The 20220-nt window shown below is 39.0% G+C and carries 20 protein-coding genes; 2 read left to right on the top strand and 18 right to left on the bottom strand.

What is annotated here, in order from left to right:
* The first annotated feature begins 138 nt into the window (after positions 1-138).
* Positions 139-312, top strand: a complete 174-nt coding sequence (locus RQ763_RS01735) for a uracil-DNA glycosylase (protein ID WP_314150761.1) — start codon at positions 139-141, stop codon at positions 310-312.
* Here the strand turns inward: RQ763_RS01735 and RQ763_RS01730 are convergent.
* The 6 genes from RQ763_RS01730 to ovoA form a co-directional block, all read right to left on the bottom strand.
* Complete coding sequence (locus RQ763_RS01730; protein ID WP_314150760.1) at positions 287-715, bottom strand: pyridoxamine 5'-phosphate oxidase family protein; 429 nt, start codon at positions 713-715, stop codon at positions 287-289. The genes RQ763_RS01735 and RQ763_RS01730 overlap by 26 nt on opposite strands.
* Entirely contained in the window at positions 702-941 is a 240-nt protein-coding gene (locus RQ763_RS01725; protein ID WP_314150759.1) for a hypothetical protein, read from the bottom strand. The genes RQ763_RS01730 and RQ763_RS01725 overlap by 14 nt, the downstream gene beginning before the upstream one ends.
* Positions 938-2134, bottom strand: coding sequence for a PatB family C-S lyase (locus tag RQ763_RS01720; RefSeq protein WP_314150757.1), 1197 nt, complete (start codon positions 2132-2134; stop codon positions 938-940). Before RQ763_RS01720 ends, RQ763_RS01725 begins: the two co-directional genes overlap by 4 nt.
* Positions 2134-3210 (bottom strand): DNA cytosine methyltransferase, encoded by a 1077-nt coding sequence (locus tag RQ763_RS01715; protein ID WP_314150756.1) that lies wholly within the window; start codon positions 3208-3210, stop codon positions 2134-2136. The genes RQ763_RS01720 and RQ763_RS01715 overlap by 1 nt, the downstream gene beginning before the upstream one ends.
* Positions 3211-3212: 2 nt before the next feature.
* Positions 3213-4064: an NgoPII family restriction endonuclease gene (locus tag RQ763_RS01710; protein WP_314150755.1), complete on the bottom strand. Its 852-nt coding sequence runs from the start codon at positions 4062-4064 to the stop codon at positions 3213-3215.
* 88 nt (positions 4065-4152) lie between these two features.
* The gene (gene ovoA, locus RQ763_RS01705) at positions 4153-6264 is read right to left on the bottom strand and encodes a 5-histidylcysteine sulfoxide synthase (RefSeq protein WP_314150754.1); all 2112 of its coding nucleotides are present in this window, start codon (positions 6262-6264) and stop codon (positions 4153-4155) included.
* Between the two features lie 28 nt (positions 6265-6292).
* Here ovoA and pgeF point away from each other — a divergent pair, with 28 nt between their 5' ends.
* Positions 6293-7018 (top strand): peptidoglycan editing factor PgeF, encoded by a 726-nt coding sequence (gene pgeF / locus RQ763_RS01700; RefSeq protein WP_314150752.1) that lies wholly within the window; start codon positions 6293-6295, stop codon positions 7016-7018.
* Here the strand turns inward: pgeF and dxs are convergent.
* The 12 genes from dxs to RQ763_RS01640 all read right to left on the bottom strand — a co-directional run bounded on the left by dxs (position 6999) and on the right by RQ763_RS01640 (position 20061).
* A complete protein-coding gene (gene dxs / locus RQ763_RS01695) occupies positions 6999-8822 on the bottom strand; it encodes a 1-deoxy-D-xylulose-5-phosphate synthase (RefSeq protein WP_314150751.1) in 1824 nt (607 codons plus the stop codon). The two genes, pgeF and dxs, sit on opposite strands and share 20 nt — an antisense overlap.
* Positions 8823-8831: 9 nt before the next feature.
* Positions 8832-9629 (bottom strand): flagellar assembly protein FliH, encoded by a 798-nt coding sequence (gene fliH, locus RQ763_RS01690; RefSeq protein ID WP_314150749.1) that lies wholly within the window; start codon positions 9627-9629, stop codon positions 8832-8834.
* Between the two features lies 1 nt (position 9630).
* Positions 9631-10659, bottom strand: coding sequence for a flagellar motor switch protein FliG (fliG, locus tag RQ763_RS01685; protein WP_294930771.1), 1029 nt, complete (start codon positions 10657-10659; stop codon positions 9631-9633).
* Between the two features lie 13 nt (positions 10660-10672).
* Positions 10673-12373, bottom strand: a complete 1701-nt coding sequence (gene fliF, locus RQ763_RS01680; protein ID WP_314150747.1) for a flagellar basal-body MS-ring/collar protein FliF — start codon at positions 12371-12373, stop codon at positions 10673-10675.
* Positions 12374-12391: 18 nt separating this feature from the next.
* Positions 12392-13486: a histidinol-phosphate transaminase gene (hisC, locus tag RQ763_RS01675; protein ID WP_314150746.1), complete on the bottom strand. Its 1095-nt coding sequence runs from the start codon at positions 13484-13486 to the stop codon at positions 12392-12394.
* Positions 13476-14567 (bottom strand): prephenate dehydratase, encoded by a 1092-nt coding sequence (gene pheA / locus RQ763_RS01670; RefSeq protein WP_314150745.1) that lies wholly within the window; start codon positions 14565-14567, stop codon positions 13476-13478. The genes hisC and pheA overlap by 11 nt, the downstream gene beginning before the upstream one ends.
* Positions 14564-15340 carry an HAD-IIA family hydrolase gene (locus RQ763_RS01665; protein ID WP_314150744.1) on the bottom strand — a complete coding sequence of 259 codons (777 nt, stop codon included), beginning with the start codon at positions 15338-15340 and terminating at the stop codon, positions 14564-14566. The genes pheA and RQ763_RS01665 overlap by 4 nt, the downstream gene beginning before the upstream one ends.
* 1 nt (position 15341) lies before the next feature.
* Positions 15342-16553, bottom strand: coding sequence for a diaminopimelate decarboxylase (gene lysA, locus RQ763_RS01660; protein ID WP_314150742.1), 1212 nt, complete (start codon positions 16551-16553; stop codon positions 15342-15344).
* A gap of 54 nt (positions 16554-16607) precedes the next feature.
* Positions 16608-17678 (bottom strand): LptF/LptG family permease, encoded by a 1071-nt coding sequence (locus RQ763_RS01655; RefSeq protein WP_294930758.1) that lies wholly within the window; start codon positions 17676-17678, stop codon positions 16608-16610.
* A 29-nt stretch (positions 17679-17707) separates the two neighbouring features.
* Positions 17708-18268 (bottom strand): aminoacyl-tRNA hydrolase, encoded by a 561-nt coding sequence (gene pth / locus RQ763_RS01650; RefSeq protein ID WP_314150763.1) that lies wholly within the window; start codon positions 18266-18268, stop codon positions 17708-17710.
* Positions 18268-18804, bottom strand: coding sequence for a 50S ribosomal protein L25/general stress protein Ctc (locus RQ763_RS01645; protein WP_314150741.1), 537 nt, complete (start codon positions 18802-18804; stop codon positions 18268-18270). Before RQ763_RS01645 ends, pth begins: the two co-directional genes overlap by 1 nt.
* Before the next feature lie 63 nt (positions 18805-18867).
* Positions 18868-20061 (bottom strand): PilT/PilU family type 4a pilus ATPase, encoded by a 1194-nt coding sequence (locus RQ763_RS01640; protein WP_314150740.1) that lies wholly within the window; start codon positions 20059-20061, stop codon positions 18868-18870.
* Positions 20062-20220: the final 159 nt, after the last annotated feature.

The raw sequence follows: 20220 nt of genomic DNA, 5'->3' as shown, positions 1-20220 counted from the left end.
CACGACAAAGGAAGTAATTCCTTTATCTACGCTAACGCTATGTTTTATTCAGCATAAGGCTCACGCAACTAGTTGCTTTATTTTATTAGAGCATTGTACCAAATATGCTAAAATAGCGCACTTAAATCAAGAGCCGATATGAAAAGAATTAACTGTAGAAGATGTGAATACTATTTTGTTACCTGGGAAGCGCAAAGACCGCATGGGTGCCGCGCTTATGGCTTTAAATCAGCTCAAATACCCTCAATAGTAGTATTTCAAAGCAGCGGAAGCGACTGTAGTATGTTTAAAGAAAAGAAGCCTGCCAAATAATCTTTTTGCCAAAGCCCAAAGTATTGTCGGTTAGTTTAAAGTAATCTACTTTTATCTGCCAAAGCTTCGGGTTCATGGCAAGAGCATATGGAAAAGTTTTAAAATAGAGCCTCTTTAAATCCTCATCCTTGGCCTCTAAGAACTCGCCTCTAAACTGAACTCCCTCAATCTTTGCGACAGTTTTTGTCTCCAGAACAACCGTTCCTGCAACCGATGAATTTTTGGATATATTTTTTATATGCGTAGTATCATCGCTGCTTGCAACCACAAATGAGACTCTTTGCGCATCATAGGCATAAAAAAGGTTGCACGCGCTAAGCTCTAGACCATCAGATGTAGCCAGAGTCAGAACATGGTGTTTTGCTAAAAACTTGGCAATCTTTGTTAGATCATTTTGCGACATTGAAATTTCTAAAGAGATGTTTCTCTAAATCTTCTACTGAGCGTATCTCCCGCTTATTTAGCATCATCTGCGCAATGTCATCGTTTGCCATTGTCTCATACATCTCTTTTATATTTGTCATGCTGTAGTAGCTTTTTAAAAAGTCTAAGAGCACCTCGAAGTTATCATTTTTTTTCTCGCTGTACTGCTTAAAAAATTTAAACTCGTCCCAATTTATCTCAATCAATTTTGCTTCCTATGTTTTTCAAATGCATTTTCTAGGTTCTTTATTATTTGCAACATTTTATCAGAACCGACGGCAAAGTTCAATCTCATAAAACCGCTTCCCTCTCTACCAAAACTTATCCCCGCACTAAGACCGAGCTTCGCCTCTTTTACAAAAAACTCTCTCAGCTCTTTGTCACGCAATCCCAAACCTCTGCAATCAAGCCAAGCCAGATATGTAGCCTCTATTGGCGTGACATTTATAGGGTATTTATCACACAGCTCTTTTAACATGGAGAAGTTTTTTGCAAGATGTACCTTTAGCTCTTCAAGCCACTCTTTGCCCCCTCTATATGCCGCTTCAAAGGCAATATGTGAGAGTGAACTTCCCTGCGCAAAGTGGATACGGTTATATACTTTTAAAAACTTCTCTCTTAGCTCTTTGTTGGGTATGGCAACGCTGCTTATGGCAAATCCCGCCATGTTGAATGTTTTGCCGACTCCTATGGCAGTTACGCTTATATCTCTTGCCTTTTTACCAAGCGAGGCAAACGGTATATGTCTGTTTGGCTTATAGATCAGGTCGCAATGTATCTCATCGCTAAAGAGTACTATATTGTGCTCAAGACAAACTTCTAAAATCTCCTCAAGCTCTTCTTCTCTCCAAACACGACCCACAGGGTTGTGCGGAGAACTCAAAAGCAGAAGTTTTGTTCTCTCATCTATCTTTGATTTCAAATCATCTATATCAAATGTGTAGCTTCCGTCATTCCTTTGCTTGAGAGGATTTTTCAGAAGCTCTCTCTCATGCTCCAGTACGCTGTGAAAAAACGGTGGATATACGGGAGTTTGAACGATGACTTTATCGCCCTTTTGCGTAAATGCCTCTATGGCAGCATTCATACTCGCTACAACCGAGTGCGAATAGAGCATCTCCTCTAACGCGAACTCAACACCGTGCTCTCTTCTCATCCACTCGATCTGAGCCTCAAACATACTTTGCGGCACCTCCTCATACCCTATAATTGGATGTTCCAGGCGTTTTTTTACGGCTTCAAGCACAAAACCAGGCGTATCTATATCCATATCCGCCACCCATGCAGGAAGCACATCCTCAGTGCCAAATAGTTTTTTTCTTAACGTGTATTTCTCCGCATTTGTATTTTCTCTACATGTAGAGGTTGAAAAGTCGTAACTATTTTTTTTATTTTTCATCAATATACTATATGACTGTTGTTTACGTAATCATCATGGGAGATATAAAGATTGTTTTTTATATTTTTCTCTTTATTTTTACTTGCTTTAATAACTTCTTGTATATCCTGTGCTATTTTTTTTGCCAAATAATATGCCAAATTCGGTGGAACGGCATTGCCTACCATTTTATATCCCGCAGTTAAATTAGTATAGTAAAACTTATGTGTATCAGGAAAAGTTTGTATTCTTGCACACTCTCTTACGCTGAGTCTTCTGTAAAGATGCTCACTATTGGGGACAAAAATTCTCTTATTTTGCTCTACAAATTGCATTTTTGGAGCTTGTGGATGAAGCGGTGCATGTCTGCCTCCGGCTTGAATTGTAAACGATGGCTCGTCCCAACTTCTAACTCTATTTCGTGACATATACATAGACGAAAAATCGCCAGTCATATATTCGTGATTTTCTATTTCACAGTCACTGCCGTTTGTATAAGTTTTATTTTTTCCTGCAAGTGCATTATCTTTCAAATCAAAAATAACATCTTGTAAAAACATTTTATTACTAAATCCATCAGGAAATTCAAATGTGATATTCAAATCTTTTCTAAAGCCAATGAAGAAAACCCTCTTTCTATCCTGCGGAACTTTGTAGTCATGTGCATTTAAAAGCTTAAAAGAGAGATCGTATCCGCTCTCTATAAAGTGATTTTTTATATTTTCCAACGCTCCATCATGGCGTCCTGCCAACATACCTGAAACATTTTCTGCCAAGAAAAAAAGCGGTTTTTTATCTCTAAGAACTCTTATAAATTCAAAAAATAACTGCCCACGATGGTCATCTATACCACGAGACTTTCCAGCCTCACTCCAACTCTGACACGGTGGTCCGCCTATAAGCCCAATTGCTTCTGGAATTTCACTTGATGGGATATTGACTATACTTCTTCTGTCTAATTTTGTCTTAGGAAAGTTTTTCTCAAAAGTTTCCCATATTTCTTTGTCGTATTCATTTGCCCAAATGGTTTTAAATCCAGCTTTTTCAAAGCCCAAATCTAAACCACCGGCACCTGAGAATAGGGATATTATGTTCATAGTTAAATCCTAAATATAAGTAGTTTGGAATTTATTAATTGTACAGGATTGTTCGGATTTTTTATTCTTACATCACTAACACTTACATTTTTATTATCAAAATTTTCTATTGCTTCTCTGTCTTGAAGCGGTAATGATTCATATTTCTCTGTTTTCATCAAACAAAATAATTGAAATACTTTTGATGTATCATAAAGATTCAGATAACTAAAAATTTTAGTCGGATTATCAATATGCCACATGCCACGGATGCGTAAGTCTGTAACTCCTAGCGGGTCAACTTTTTTAACTTTTCCAAGTTCATTTGTCTCTGTAAATTCAACGTCAGGAATAGAAGCAATACCATTTGAGATGGTATCTTTTATTCTTTCATAAATATCTTTATCAGCACAAAAACAATCCCCATATACAAGCCATAATGATTTTAACTGATTTGTATTTTTAGGAACATTGCCTATGGCATAAAGCATATCTTTTTCAACCCAAGGTTCACAATTTTTACATGTAACTGTAATCATAGTACTATCTGAGAAAAGCTTTGCTTTTGGATAGGAACTGTTGAGTGCTATTGCCGTAGTATGAGACTCAAGCTTTTTTATCTCTATGACATCGCTGTTTCTTAAAATTAAATCTGGAGGATTATTTTTATTTCCACTATAAGAGTAAACTTTTGAAAAAATTTCGAGTCTATTTTGTTCATTTGTTTCATTCATAGTACCGGCAAAAGCATCTTTTATCAAACTTTCTAAACCTTCGCCCATATTGTTTGCTCTATTATTTCCATTAGTCACATTGTTTACGGTAATTTGATAACTATTTACAATATTTACAAAAGCTTTGATTATATTAGACAACTTTTGACCTCCGCTATTTATTTTTAAAATTATAACTTTTTATGCTTACATATATTACTTTCTTTTTATATGAGAACAATAAAATATGTCATTTTGCAATATTTTTCTTTCTCCAAACACTAACCTCTGCGATGCTGTGCTGAAACTTCCTGTGCGTCTCTTTTATTACAAACTCCAAGTCCTGCAGATGTACAAGCTCAAACTTTTTACCCAAAATCTCTTTGAGTGTGTCTATAGTTTTTATCTCTTTACCATTTTCATCTCTGTACCCGCCGAGCCAGAACTCTTTTTTGGTTGAGCTCTCTTGCCAAGTATAAGGCGAGGTTAAAATCAAGACGCCCTCACTGTTTAGTCTCTCATCTACACTCTGCAAAAATAGTCTGGGATTGTAGAGTCTGTCTATAAGATTTGTCGCCATAACTAAGTCATAAGAATTAAAGGTGGGTTTTAGGTTGCATGCATCGCCCTGCCAAAAAGAGACTCTCTCTTTTAGATTTTCATAGCCTAGCTCCTCTATGGTCACCTTTTTTTTCTGCACCAAATCGCCCTCAGTTTTTGAAGCAAATGCGATGTATCCTTCATCTTTTAGCTTTACCCCAACGCCTATAAATCTGGCAGAGAAGTCAATACCCTCAACCTCATTAAAACTACGAGCCAGTTCAAACGTAGCTCTTCCTGTTGCGCACCCTAAGTCAAGCGCTTTTGTCTGCTTTTTTACAAACTTTGAAGCAATTTTGGCGCACTCTAGGGCAAAGTTTTTTACGCCGAAGCTCTCATCTCCATACTGAAACTCACAGTATTGCGACACAAGCTCATCGCTCTCGTAGACATCGCTCTCTATTCTAGCGTCACTGCTTGAGATAACATATCTAAAACCGGCATTTTGAAAAAAGTGTTTGCGAAATGCGTAGCGGGAGTGTTTCATTATCAGGTTTCCGCTGCTTGCCCATGATGAGCCGAGTATAAGCGCGTGTCTGTTGTCAAAGGTCGGTACTGAAAAGTCATCGTATGCGGGATGAACTTCAAATCCCTCAAAACCAAATATCGGAGTTTTACTCCACTGCCAGACATTTCCGACAACATCGTATATGCCGTTAAAGCCAAACTCGTTTACGGGGCATGAACTAAAGTAGTGGTAAAAATTTAGATTTGCCCTGCTCTCATGAAAATCCGGAATATCACGTAAACCTGCATGCTCATATATCAATCTATACTCTGCCTCACTCGGCAAAGAGTAAATAACTCCATCCTTTTTACTTTTGTAACGGCAAAATGCCTCCGCTTCAAGCGCGTTTACATCCGCAGGCCAGTCAAGCGGCATATCTATGAGTTTAGAGAGTGTTCTGTATCTGTACCTGCCCTCTTCTAATACCCAAAACGGAGGATGTTTTGCGCCGCTTATTTCTAAAAACTTTCTCCCCTCGTCATCCCAAAATTCTGCGTTTTCATACCCGCCCTCTTTTACAAACTTCATAAATTCAGCGTTGCTTACCAGATATTTTGAAGCTTTGAATTTCTCTATCGTCTCGCTGAACTCTCCGTACTCGTTGTCCCATCCATAGAGATTGTGTGACTTATCTTTCCCCAATATAACATTTCCGCCCTCTATTGTTATCATCTCATTTTTTGGAGCCGCTGAACTATGTGGACAGATATTGAACTCTTTTACCTCTTTTACCTTCTCAAGCGGCATCTGACGGTGCAAAACAAGCGAGGTCTCTATATGGATTCGTTCATGCTCTATGCCCATTAAAATAATCCACATGGGAGAATCTTGCGTAATCGGGAGAGTCAACGGAAGCGAGGTGATTAGCTCATCAACGAGATTTCTAACTTTTTTGCGATATTCTCTTGCCTCATCTACTTTTGGCCATTTGTAACGGCTGCTCTCCAAATCATCCCATGCCATCTCATCGACTCCCACGGCAAAGATGGACTCAAACTCTGGATTTATTCGCTCTTTGATTATCTTCATATTAATAAGTTTATTTACAAAAAATGTTGCGGTATGTCCGAAATAAAATATCATCGGATGGCGTGTGGACTCAGACTTTTGGTAGAAAACCTCATCGCTCTTTAGTACTTCAAAAATCTTCTCAAAAATATCGTAAGTGTTGTGAAAATATGCTCTTATCTCTTCTCTTTTTGCCTCTGTATCCGTCCCGTCTAAAGTTACCGGATATAAACTAAACTTACTCAAAATATTCCCTTTTGGATATAATTTTTCTATGAAATTTTATTATAGTGAAAAACTAAGCTTATTTACAAACCTCTTGCACGCTTTTACTACAAAAGAGAGCGGCAACCTTGCATTTCATGTCGGAGATGACGAGATAGACGTGCAAAAAAATCATGAACTCTTAGCTAAGGAGTTAGGATACGAAAAAAAATCGCTCGTGCATATGAGACAGATTCACTCCGATATCGTGCATGTAGTTAGAGATGAGGAGTTTAAAACTCCCCCTACATGCGATGCTCTTGTGACAAACAAACTAAATACTCCACTGATGGTAATGGTTGCCGACTGCTCACCGATTCTATTTTATGATGATAAAAAAATGGTTATTGGAGCGGCGCATGCGGGAAGAGCGGGTGCATTTCAAAATATAGTAAAAAATGTGATAGAAAAGATGCAAACGGAATTTGGCTCAGATGCAAAAGATATATATGTAAGCGTTGGTGCTAGCATAGGAGTCTGCTGTTATGAGGTTGGGGGCGAAATTTACGACGAGGCAAAATTACTAGGATTAGAGTACGCCATGCAAAAAAGAGAGGGAACTTTTTACCTTGATGTCGGTAAGATTTTGCAAAAACAGTTCCTCTCTTGCGGCATAAAAAAAGAAAATATCGAGTTTAGCGATGAGTGTTCATGCTGCAACACGCAGAAATACTTCTCATACAGAGCCGAGGCAAAAACGGGAAGATTTGTGGGAGTTATCCAGCTAAACTCGTAACTTTTTTTGCAAGCTGTTCAGGCAGAAGTCCCAAAGACTCCTCTACCTGTTTCGTATTTCCGTGGGTAATAAACCTATCTTCATACTCAAAACTTACGACCTCTACATGTAGAATTTTTTCACGGGACAAAAACTCTAAAATAGCACTGCCGACTCCGCCCATCTTGGCACTGTCACTAAATACAAACCACTTTTTATGTTTTTTAGCCATCTCACGAAGCATCTCCTCATCAAGCGGCTTTACAAAGCGTAAATCCAAAATGCTTACTTCAAAATCCAAAAATGAAGCGCTCTCATAAGCACGTCCAACGCCGTTTCCATAGCCTATAAAAAGAATGTCAGAACTGTTTGAGCGCAATAGCTGAGACTTCGCCAACTCAAAAGGCAAAGAGTCCGGCAAATCGGTTTGGATAAATGCGCCTCTTGGGTATCTAAGCGAACACGGATATGGGTACTGCGCCGCAAATGCCATAGCCTGGTGAAAACTCTTCTCATCTCTTGGGGCGAAAAGCGTCATATTTGGAATGGCTCTTAAAAAGCTGATATCAAAAACACCCTGATGCGTCTCTCCGTCCTCTCCTACAATTCCCGCACGATCAAGTGCGAAAACAACAGGAAGATTCATCAAACATGTATCATGTATTATTTGATCATAACCGCGCTGCAGAAATGTCGAATAGATGGTACAAAACGGCTTAAATCCCTCTTTTGCGAGCGCCGCCATAGATGTAACTGCATGCTGTTCTGCAATTGCCACGTCCCAAAATCTATCCGGATAAACTTCCATCAACTCGTTTAAGCCGGTTCCACTCGGCATAGCGGCAGTTGCTCCGACTATCTTTTCGTTCTGTTTTGCAAGGTGTAAAAGCGCCTCTGCATATATTTGAGTAGCGCTTTTTAGCGTGCTTTTTTTAGCCGCATTTCCACTGGTTATATCAAAAGGTCCTACTCCGTGCCACTTCTCCTCCTGCCCCTCTGCTATCTCATACCCTTTGCCTTTAATGGTTTGAACATGAACGATAACGGGTTTTTTAAGCTCTTTGGCTTTTTGAAGTATCTCTATAAGTGATGTTAGATTGTGCCCATCAACCGGTCCTATGTAGTCAATCCCCATCTCTTCAAAGAGTATACCGGGAGTTATGAGCTTTAGAGACTCTTCCATCCTTTTAGCGATATATCTCGCACCCTCGCCGAAATTATCTACAAAATTTTCAGTATGTTTTTTGAAGTTTTGGTAAAACGGTGAAGCCATAGCGGAACTAAGTATTCGGCTAATCGCACCGATTGGTTTAGATATGCTCATCTCATTATCGTTAAGAATGATGACCATCGGATATTTTCGCTCACCCAGTTCATTGAGCGCTTCATAAACCATGCCTGCTGTCATAGCGCCATCGCCAATCATAACAACTGGAACTCTTGAATCCTGCTCGCCTTTTAGCGCAATGGCTTTAGCAGCACCCACACCCAAAGATATAGATGTTGAGCTGTGCCCGGCTACAAAGTAGTCATGTTCGCTCTCACTCGGTTTTGTATATCCGCACAGTCCGCCGAACTGTCTTAGTGTATCAAACTCTTTCCATCTTCCTGTTAAAAGTTTATGTGCGTAAGATTGATGCGATACGTCGAATATAAATGGATCTTTTTTGGAGTCAAAAACTTCATGCATTGCTACAATCAGCTCGGTAGCTCCCAAAGTAGAGCTTAGATGCCCACCGTTTTTACTCACTACTCTTAGAATCTCTTCTCTTATATCTTTACAAAGAGCATCTAGCTCCTTAATACTGCTTTTTTTTATATTCATAAATAAATTCTACTCACTTAATGCCGCTTTTTTTACGCGTTCAAATCTTTTTGATATCTGTGCATCTATATTGCCTGCATCACTTATTGCTATTACTCCGCCTATGCTCACTGCACTGTCTGAAACAACTTCGACGTGTGCTAATGAGCCAACTACTTGTGAAATTGCTCCATGATCTTTAGAGTTAACTCTCAATACCACTTTTGATGCGCTCTGTAGCTCTTTTATAAGCTCTTTTGCCAAAGTTATCGCTATCTTTTTTGAGCTCTCTTGAAGCTCTATTTTTATAACCTCTTTTGCAATATCAAGAGCCGCACTTACCAGCTCATCCTTGATTCCCTCGAGCGCACTCTCAAATTCTTTTGCGCTGTTCTCAAGCTTTGCAACGGACGCGGAGTACATAGATAAAGCATCTGCCATACTTTTTTCATCCTCTTTTGCATGAAGCTCTTTGCCAGCTTCAATACCCTGAGCATAAGACTCCTCTTTAACTTTTGCCAGCTCTGCCTTATGCTCTTCACTCATATTCTCAAGCTTCATCTGAAGCTTAATAAAGTTAGACGACATCTCATCTGTTTTTTTAAGCAGGGACTCTATTAGGGAGTCTTTGGAGTTTGAACTCATTGAAGTTGCATCAATCTCTTTTTCTGCAATCGGTTGCGGTGCCTCAACAATAGGTTTTTTTCTTACAAGCGAAGACTCAAAAACTTCATCCTGCAAATCTTCCGCACCAAAAGGCAAAACCTTAAAGTTGTACTTATCCACATTATGATTGCCTATTCTTTTGTTGGTAATTATATTAGACAAACTATTCCACCATCTCTTCGGTTGAGCTTCCTAACTGAATCACTCCGCCCTCAGCCAGACCGTTTACAACCTCGACAATTCTTCTTTGAGCGCTCTCGACATCTTTCATCTTAACAGCGCCCATGAACTGCATCTCTTCTTCAAACGCTTCTCTTGCTCTCTCACTCATTGCGCTAAAGAATTTCTGCTTGAGCTCTTCAGGAGCACTTTTGAGACCGAGCATCAAGTCAGGCTTATCTATACTTTTTAGAATCTCTACGATTGCATTTTTATCAAGCGTCTCTATATCTTCAAAAGTAAACATCATCTCTTTGATAAGATTTGACATCTCTTCATCTCTCTCTTCAATCTTAGCCAAAGTCTCCCTTGAAGCTTTTGCCCCAAGACGGTTAAAGATGTCTGCAACAGCACGAGGACCGCCGACTTCAACTTTGTACGAAGCAAGAGACTCAAGTTTAGACTCAAGCACTGCTGAGACTCTTTTTATAACAGATGGAGATATATCACCTAGTTTAGCCATCCTCATGGAGACTTCACTTCTTAAGTCATCAGGAAAATACTGCAATGTATCGGCAGCTTCTGTTGCATCCATGTGAGCTAAAATAAGCGCTATTGTCTGCGGATGCTCGTTTATAATAAAATCAGAGAGCTGTTGAGGCTTGATTTTTGAGAGATATGCAAAATTCTGAGTCTCCTGCATGCTCTTAGAGAGTTTTTCCAAGACTTTCTTAGCCTCTTCTGGACCAAGTGTTCTATAAAGCAGCTCTCTTGCGTACTCAAGACCGCCTGATGTAATAAACTGACCCGATTGAAAAATTGCATAGAACTCTTCTAATACCGCAGTTGCAACAGACTTCTCTACGCTTTTGTTTGTGGCGATATGCTTTGAAACTTCGGTTATCGCATCAACACTCATATTTGAAAAGATGGCAGCGGTGGCATCTTCGCCTATCTGCATAAGAAGTATGGCAACCTTTTCTGATATACTCATCTCATCAAATTTCGCTTGCTGTGTCGGACTTAGATTCATCTACTTCTTACCTCTATTTAAATGTTATATCCGCTTCTTCCGTCATTAAAGCCTGAAGAACAAGCGCTACGGCTTCTGGTGACTCTTCAATCATGCCGCGAATTTTTTCAAGAAGAACATCATATTTGAGCTCATCTTCGTTAAATCCCTCTCCAAAACCAAGCTGCTCTTCAACTTTACGGCGCATTGACTGAACTTTCTCAACCAGATCTTCATCAGCATCATTTTCAATATCAAGAAGCGGCTTGCCAACATCTTCCTCTTCTTTTGAAATCTCAAGCATCCTCTGGGCAAATGGTGAGATAACCTTCTTGTAAAGAATAAAGAGCAGAAGAAGAACAAAAAGATACTTAAAGAGCTCAGAGAAGGGAGCCAAATATGTTTGAGAAAATGTTACCGCTTGATTTACTCTCTCTTGCGTCCTATCGATTTGAGGGAGTTTAAACTGTAGATTTTGAACACTTATCCTGTCCCCTCTCTCCTCGTTTATTCCAATAGATCTGCTAACCAAAGCAGAGAGTGCCTCTAGATCAGTCTCAGATAAAGGCTCATACTCCATCTCATCAGTAGGCTTTCCATCAGCGTCTAACTTGTTCTTGTATTTTCCATCAACCACAACGGCCGCGGTAACTCTTTTTATACGCGCAAATTCACTCTTTATTGTCGAGATTGTTTTTCCGACCTCATAATTTGTTGTACCCGTATTTTTCTCGTACGTTTCTGTTGTTTGGTTGTTTGAGAGCCCCTCTACTGGTCCAATATTGCTAACTGTTCCAGGGATTCCGCCAACTTCTGCAGGAGTTGAACCTTCTCTTTTTTCTTCGCTTACCTGCTCACTTCTGACAACATTTTCAGGATCATATATCTCGGAAGTTGAACTTTTTATAGAAAAATCAAACTCTATTGTAACTTGAGCGACAACCTTGTCGCCACCACCCACAAACGGAGAGATAACCTCTATAATTTTATTTTGCTTCTTCTTCTCTTCTTTTGTCTTATAGTTTTGCTGTACCGAGGAGAGTTCGCCCATTTGAGCCATCTCATCTTCATCTCCGAGTGTCTCTCCGTCGCTGTCTATAAGCATTACGTTTGCGGATGTCAGATTTGGAACCGCAGAGGAGACAAGGTTTTTTATTCCTCTAATCTGTTTTGTAGAGAGTCTTTTTCCCTCAACAAGCTGAAGCATAACCGAAGCGGTAGGATCTGCTTTTTTCTCAACAAAAAGAGTCTCTTTTGGAAGAGCGAGACTGACACTTGCGTTTTCTATTGGAGCCAGTGCGTTAATGGTACGGGAGAGTTCTCCCTCTAACGCGCGGAGATACTTGACGTTTTGGTCAAAACTGGTTGAACCAAACTCCTGTTTGTCAAACAGTTCAAAACCCACTCCGCTATTCTTAGGAATTCCAAGCGATGCGATAGCTATACGCTCTTTATAGACCACATTTTTAGGAACTTTTATAATATTCTCATCAAAGAGCTCGTATGGAACATTGTCTTTTTCGAGCTGCTCTACAACTTTGGCTGCATCTTCAGAGGTTAGTGAATCAAAAAGGACTTCGTATTGACTTATTGCATCTTTTTTAGCCGTATAAACAACCATAAAAACTAAAAATGCAACAATACCTACAACCGCAAAACTTATAATTATTTTTTGCTGCTTGGTTAGCTTGTCATACAAAATGACTAGTTGTGAAAAAAGTACCTTAAAATCCATCAATTTCCCATTTTACTATTACAAAAATTGTGTTACTAGCTTAAAAAAACGGCTGTTTTGCTCATGCGTGCCTACTGTAACTCTGATCGCATTCATGTCATAACTGCTTAAGTTTCTAACAATCATACCCTTTTGCAGGAGCTGATTTGATATCTTTGTAGAGTCCTGCTCAGAGTTAAGACAAAGCGTTACAAAATTAGTATAACTGTTTATTATATCTATTTTTTGCTCTTTTGCAAACTCTTCATAGCGTTTCATCTGCTCAAAATTTAGAGTTATACTTTTCTCCACAAACTCCTCATCATTTAGCGCTTCACTTGCCGCCTCCAAAGAGAGCGTTGTGATATTAAAAGGCGGTCTTAACTTGTAAAGCTCTTCAATTATTTTACTATCCGCCAAACCGTACCCGACTCTCATGCCGCCAAGTCCGTACGCTTTTGAAAATGTGCCCAGATAGATGACATTGTCAAACTGCTCTATGAGCTCTTTTGGCACTATCTCTTTTTTGCTATCTTTATAGATTGCATACTCCATGTACGCGCCGTCTATAACAACCAAAGTATCCCTCTCTATCTTGCTTAAAAAGTTATATATCTTATCCGCATCCAGCGCATCACCGGTTGGATTATTTGGCGTACAGATGAAGATTATCTCCGGCTTCTCTTTTTTATAAAGCTCATAAAACTCATCTAAATCATGCTCTTGCGAAGCTGATCTTATAACCTCGGCACCTACATGCTTAGCATATATCTCATACATTGCAAAAGTGATAGAGTTCATTAATATTTTTGAGCCCTCATGCGCTTTTGCATGGATGAGAAACTCTATAACCTGATCGCTTCCCGAACCGATAATCACGTTGGGGTTTTGCACCCCATATCTCGCGCTCAGAGCGTTTTTGAGTTTTATCATCGAATCGTCCGGATAGAGTGACATCTTTGGCAAAATAGCCGCCACTGCTTCAATGACTTTAGGCGAACACCCTAATGGATTCTCGTTTGATGCAAGCTTTACAATCTCTTTAGGCTCTATGCCAAACTCTCTTACAACCAACTCTATGGGCTTTCCAGCTTCATATGTTTTAATATTTTCTAAATTTTTATTAAACTTCAATCTCTTCCCCTTTTACATAACTTCCCAACCAAGTCACCTCATCTTTATGCTTTTGCAGTACTTTTTGAATATTTTCATCATCTATATGTCCATAAAAATCCATAAAAAAGAGATACTTAAATCCGCCTTTCTCTTTCAGAGGACGAGACTCTATTTTTGAAAAATTTATCTTTTTCTCATCAAAATCTTGGAGAAAGTGAACCAATGAACCAGCTTTTATCGAATCTTTAAGTCTTACTAAAATGGATGTCTTATCATCCTCGCTCTTTGCATTTTTAAAATCACTCAATATGACAAAGCGTGTTTGAGAACCTATATCATCTTCGACATGATCAAACATCGTCGGGACGCCGTAGAGCTTTGCTGCTATATGGCTGCAGATAGCAGCAGCATTTGGATTTTCGGCTGCCATTATAGCGGCCTTTGCCGTCGATTCGACAGGAATCTGCTCAACGTTAACTAAATTGTGCTCCTGTAAAAACTCCCTGCACTGCCCAAACCCTTTATCTTTTGAGTATATTTTTGTAATTTGGCTCAGTTTTTTTGCTTTTGTCGCAAATGACATATGAATAGGCATGTAGAGTTCAGCAACAATTTTAACTGGGCTTTTAGCAAGCAAATCGAGCGTCTCTCCGACAACGCCGTCTCTTGAATTCTCAATCGGAACAACGCCGAATTTTGCTCTTTTTGCCTCAAGTGTCTTAAAAACAGAGTGGATTGAGCCAAGAGAGAGATAGTCGCTCATAGCCCCAAAACGGCTCTCAGCAGCTTGGTGAGTGAAGCTCCCCTCTGGACCGAGATACGCTATTCGTTCAGGAAGCTCAAGGTTTCTTGAAACCGCAAAAATCTCCAAAAATATAGCCTCGATTGCCGCCGCATTTAAGGCGCCGTTTTGCTCAATGCTCTCTTGTGTCAATCTTTGAACAATTGCTTTTTCTCTCTCAGGTCTATAGATGGCTCCGTCACTGTTTTTTTTAATCTCGCCAACATGTTTGACAACCTCCATTCTCTGATTGAGCAGTTTTAATATCTCATCATCAATGGCATCTATAGCACTTCTACACTCATCTAAAGTTTTCATAGCGTCTCCAAAATTTCTTGCATATCAGCATAAACTGCATCCGGTCTTAGCTCCTCTTTTAAAAAAGGGACTATCTCCTCCGCACTCTTATACTTTCCGCTTGTAACAAATACTGTTTTCATTCCAAGCTCTTTTGCGCCACCCAAATCGCCTTTTACATCATCGCTTATTATAACTATATTGCTAAACTCTGCATCTTTTTGCTGCTTCTGTATTGCCGCTAATGCCTCAGTGTAAAAAGATGTGCTTGGTTTTCCTACAACGTCATAACTACATGAGGTTGCAAATTGAAGCATCTTTAAAATCGCCCCCACACCCGGGTATCTTTTGTTGTTTTTAGCATATATTGAGGTTTCATGCATCCCTACCAAAGAGGCTCCGCTTAGTATAAAGTCTATCATCTGCGCATACTCATCGGCAGTAAAATCATCTTTAATGGCGATTAAAACCGTCTTGGGATTTTCATAATTCAGAGTGTAGCCCATTTTTTTTAAAACTTCCAAAAACTCTGCTGCACCATAAGCCGCAACGCTCTCTTTTGCAACACGTGATTCCAGAAGCATCAGAGGGTCAAGATAGCGAGAGAAATCAAAATCAAAACCGCTTGAGAGAAGAAAGTTGTAAAAATCAAAAGATGCTTTTTTTGTGTTGTTGGTAATAATCATATAGGGAATATTTTTTTCATTGAGTCTATCTATAAACTCAATGCTTCCGCGAATGGGAGATTTATCTTCGTCGCTGATTAAAGTGCCTTGAACATCAATAAAATACATCTTATTTAACCAAAAATTCTTTCTCTAATGCTATAAGATCTTCAAACTCTTCACGTCTGCGAATAAGTTTTGATTCACCGCCTTTTATAGCAACTTCGGCACTTCTGCCTCTTGTATTGTAGTTGCTTCCCATCCCAAAACCGTAAGCTCCTGCACTGTGAACTACAAGCAGATCATTATGCTCCAAAGTCGGCAGTAGATAATCTTTGGCAAAAAAGTCTCCGCTTTCACAAACAGGACCAACCACGTCTGCCTCGCTAAGGGAACTTTTACTCTCTGTAATCGCCTCTATTTTATGATACGCTTTATAAAGACTTGGACGGAGAAGATCATTCATACCGCCGTCAATTACGACAAATCTTTTTGCTCCGTTTTTCTTCTCATAAAGTACTTTTGTTAAAAAATACCCGGCATTTGCAGTTAAAAATCTTCCCGGTTCACAAATAACAGTCAAATCAAGCCCCCTCAGAGTTCCCAATATTGCCTGTGCGTAATCATAAGGTTTTATAGTCACCTCATCTTTATATGTAACGCCCAATCCTCCGCCTATATCAAAAAACTTCAACTCTATCTTTATATTTTGAAGTGAGCGGACCATATCTGCTACAATCTCTGCAGACTCATATATTGGCTTCAGTTCTGTAAGCTGAGAGCCTATATGGAAATGAATTCCAACCGGATCTAAATGCTCCGAGTTATTTGCGCGAATATACATTCTCTTTGCACTGTCAATGTCAACTCCAAACTTGTTGTCATGAAGCCCTGTAGAGATATATGGGTGTGTCAAGGGGTCTATATTTGGGTTCACGCGTATGCTGATTCTGCATACAGCACCAAGCTCTTTTGCAATAAGCTCAACTCGCCCAAGCTCCGCTTCGCTCTCTACATTTATGTAGAGTATATCTTTTTCTATCGCCTCTCTTATCTCCTCATCACTCTTGCCAACACCTGAGAAAATAATCTTATAACTTGGAATGCCTGCCAAAAATGCACGGCGGACCTCGCCTATAGAGACACAATCAGCGCCGCTTCCCAGTCCTGCAAAATGGTTAATGACGCTAAGGTTGGAGTTTGATTTTATTGCATATGCCAGAAGGGATTTTCTGCCTTTAAAAGCCTCTTTAAGCTCTTCATACTGCTTCGTCATATAGTCTAAATCATATATATAAAGCGGCGTTTTGTATTTGGATGCAAGTTCTCTAAAATTGATCATAAAAGTCCCGAATATTTTTTAGGGCATTTTATCCAAAAAGTACTTATATTTTTGTTATGTTGCTAGGCGATATCTTCTCCACTGCCTTAGAGCTATCAAAAAGAGAATAACCACAGGAAGTATAATGCCCGCTTCACTTGAGAGCGTTTTATGGCTTGAGAGCTCAATAAGTGCAAACAGAACCGCCCATATGATGAGTGAGGATATTATTGCAGCGAAACTAAAGAGCGAAACATTTAAAAATCTCACACTTATGGGTACAAAAAAGAAGATAATAACAACAAGGCTCGGTACAAAAAACGGATATATAAATATTTTATAGAGTGAGCTCTTGACAACATCGGTATTTATTTTTTGATCACTCAAAAGCATATACGCATCAATTGCATCTTTTATGGTGAAGTTCACCTTACCCTCATAAACTTGGTCTAACATCTTTGGGCGAAAGTCTTGAAGAATTCTTAGATTTTGCTCTTTTGTAACCCTTATCCCTAACGAATCAAAATGGATTTTATCAGGTTTGGTAATAATATCCGCCGCATTTATATGCCATGCATCATTTAAGTAGCGCGCTTTTTTAGCGACCAAAACCTCTTTTAGAGAGTTGTTGCTAAAACTAAACACTCTTATATCTTCGGCACTCTCCTGCAGCGGCAACATCTTTGAAAAATAGACAAACTTATCTTTATATGTAAAAAAGAGATCCCTTGTAGGGCTTAAATATTGAGCATTTTTACGAATATTTTTCGCCATTTCATCTGCTCTTGCAAAGTTTGATACCGAATGCAGGGAGATAAAAATAAGAATCGCAACGGTAGAAACCACAACAAAGGGTCTAAGAATATCTACCCTCGAGTATCCCAAAGAGTAAAAAGAGACTAAAGCGTTTGAGCGGATAAGAAATATTTTTGTGCTAATCATTGCAAAAATAAGCGAAAGCGGCAGAAGCATATCAATAGCAAAAAATATTTTATAGACAAAATAGATAAGAAGAAGGTTTGCGGATATATCGAGCTTTTCAGCACTTCCCATATAGTCAAATCCGACTAAAAACATCACAAGCGCACTTAAGATAATAAGAAAATATTTTATATAATGAAGAGAAATATATTTAAATGCCGCCATTGTATGCAAATCCAATTAATAGTTTGGTGCTATTTTAGCTGAAATTTTTTAATTGTATGTTTAGCACTTACATCTTCAAGTGAATGCTCAAGCAAAGACTCGACACTTTGACATGCAAGAGAGATCCACTCCGTCAGATACTCCTGCTCCTCTTTGTCGAAATCACTTAAGACGTAAGAGGCTACTTCGCCTTTATGCTCAGGTTTTCCTATGCCCATTCTGACTCTAATATAATCACTTGAGATATGTTCATCTGTGGATTTAAGGCCGTTGTGACCGCCGTGACCGCCATCTTTTTTAAAACGAAGCGTCCCAAATGGCAAATTTAAATCATCATGTATTACAACTACCTCATCAATTTTATAAAACTTCTTAACAGCCGCAATTGAGATGCCTGATAGATTCATAAAAGTTAACGGTTTTAATAAATAATGATTTGAAAATTTGAACAGTTCGCCGTTAAAAGAGGACGATGAGAGTTTTTGAGCATTAAACCTTTTAACAAGCTCGTCAATAACCATAAATCCTATGTTATGACGAGTTGACTCATACTTCGGACCAGGATTACCTAGACCGACTATCAGCATGATTACTTAGCTTTAATTACACTTAGTACAGATACACGATCAGCATCTGTAAATGTTACATTTGGAATCTTCTCAATGTCACGAAGCATTTTTGCATCGCCTACGTCCATATTTGCAACATCAACTTTAATGCAGTTTGGAGCGTTCTCGATTGTAGCTTTTACTCTTAAACGAGGCTTTGAGATGTGCATAAGACCTTTGTTTTTAAGTCCTATTGCATCACCTTGTGGAACAACCGGTACATGGTAGTGTGTTAAAACACCCGGTTGTGCTACCATTAAGTCTACGTGTAAAAGTTTCGCTGTTACAGGATGTGCTTCATATGATTGAACAACAACGTTCATTGTTTTTCCAGCTATAGAAACCGGAAATGATAAAGAATCTTTATTACGAACAGTACGGATATATTCATTCTCTTTGAATGCGGCATGAAGATTTTCAAGCCCTTTTCCGTAAATGTTTGCAATTAGATAACCATCGCGGCGAAGCGCTTTCGTGCCTTTTTTGCCAATACTCTCTCTAATAATGCCTTCTAACATACTAAATCCTTAATAAAAAATGTTTGGAATTATACATTTTTAAGCTTTAAGTGCAGTTAAAAGTTATTTTAAATCAAAAATATCTTCATCACCTCTGGCATTGCCATTTTTCTCCGGCTTATTATGCACATCTGAAGCTTTGCCGCTGTTTAGCCCACTCATTTTTAGCTCAAGGTCAGCTGCGCTTGTCGCATAATCTTTTGCTCTCTCTTTTGTAATGATTCCCGCATTGTAAATATCAAGGATATGTTGATCAAAACTTTGAGACTTGTAGTGTTCGCGCCCTTTTTCTATCGCTTCTTTGATCTCATAATCTCTGTTTTCCAAAATCAGCTTCTCAATAGTCGGAGTTTTTACAAGTATCTCCATCGCTGCAATACGTTTATCATCCTTTGTAGGAATAAGTCTTTGGGAGATTACGCCCTTTAGCACTCCCGCAAGAGAGAGACGAACACGGTTTTGCTCATCATTTGGAAAAATTGCAATAATACGGTTGATAGTCTCTTTTGCATCAAGGGTGTGAAGCGTTGAAAATACTAAGTGTCCTGTATCGGCAGCATGAAGTGCGAGCTCAATAGTCTCACGATCTCTCATCTCTCCCACAAGTATAATATCCGGATCCTCGCGAAGAGCAGCCCTTAGAGCTCTGTCAAAAGAGAGCGTATCTTGACCGACGGAGCGCTGATTGATGATGCATCCTCTATCTTTATGGACAAACTCGATAGGGTCTTCAATAGTTATAATATGCTTTTTTTGCGTTGTGTTGATCTCATGTATCATAGCCGCTAGCGTAGTTGATTTACCGCTACCAGTTGTTCCCGTAACCAAAACGAGCCCGCGCGTCTCTTTGGTAAAAGTTCTAACCATTTCAGGATAATTCATCTCATCAATAGTAGGAATAGTCATTGGAATAACACGAAATACAAAAGATGGACCATCTGTTTGAAAAAAGATATTTACACGAAAACGGTTACGCTCATCAAACTGATAAACTAAGTCGACCTCTTTATTCTCAACCAATTCCGCATATCTGCCTCTTAGTATCTCTTTTGAGAGGGTCATAGCATCATCATATGAAAAAATACTTCCTGAAAATGGGATTATTGTTCCATTGATTCTCGCTCTAATAACACCGTTTGACTTAACATGCAAGTCACTCCCGCCGTTTTCTATCAGCTTTTTAAGGTACGCCCTAATCTTTTTTATCTGATCAAACGTTAATTGACTTACATCTACTTCGTTTCTGTTTTCACTCATAATGACTCCAATATATCTTTAAATGCCTCTTTAAAAGATTTTAATCCATCGGATATCTGCTTATCCAAAACAGAATCAAAATCTATGCCTAAACCTCTGACCTTTTCAAAATGTTCCTTTATAGTATGGGTTGCAATTGGTAAAGAGCTACGCTTTACC

The organism is Sulfurimonas sp. (assembly GCF_032250635.1).
Taxonomy (GTDB): Bacteria; Campylobacterota; Campylobacteria; order Campylobacterales; family Sulfurimonadaceae; genus Sulfurimonas.
This window is presented reverse-complemented; position numbering and strand designations above follow the sequence as displayed.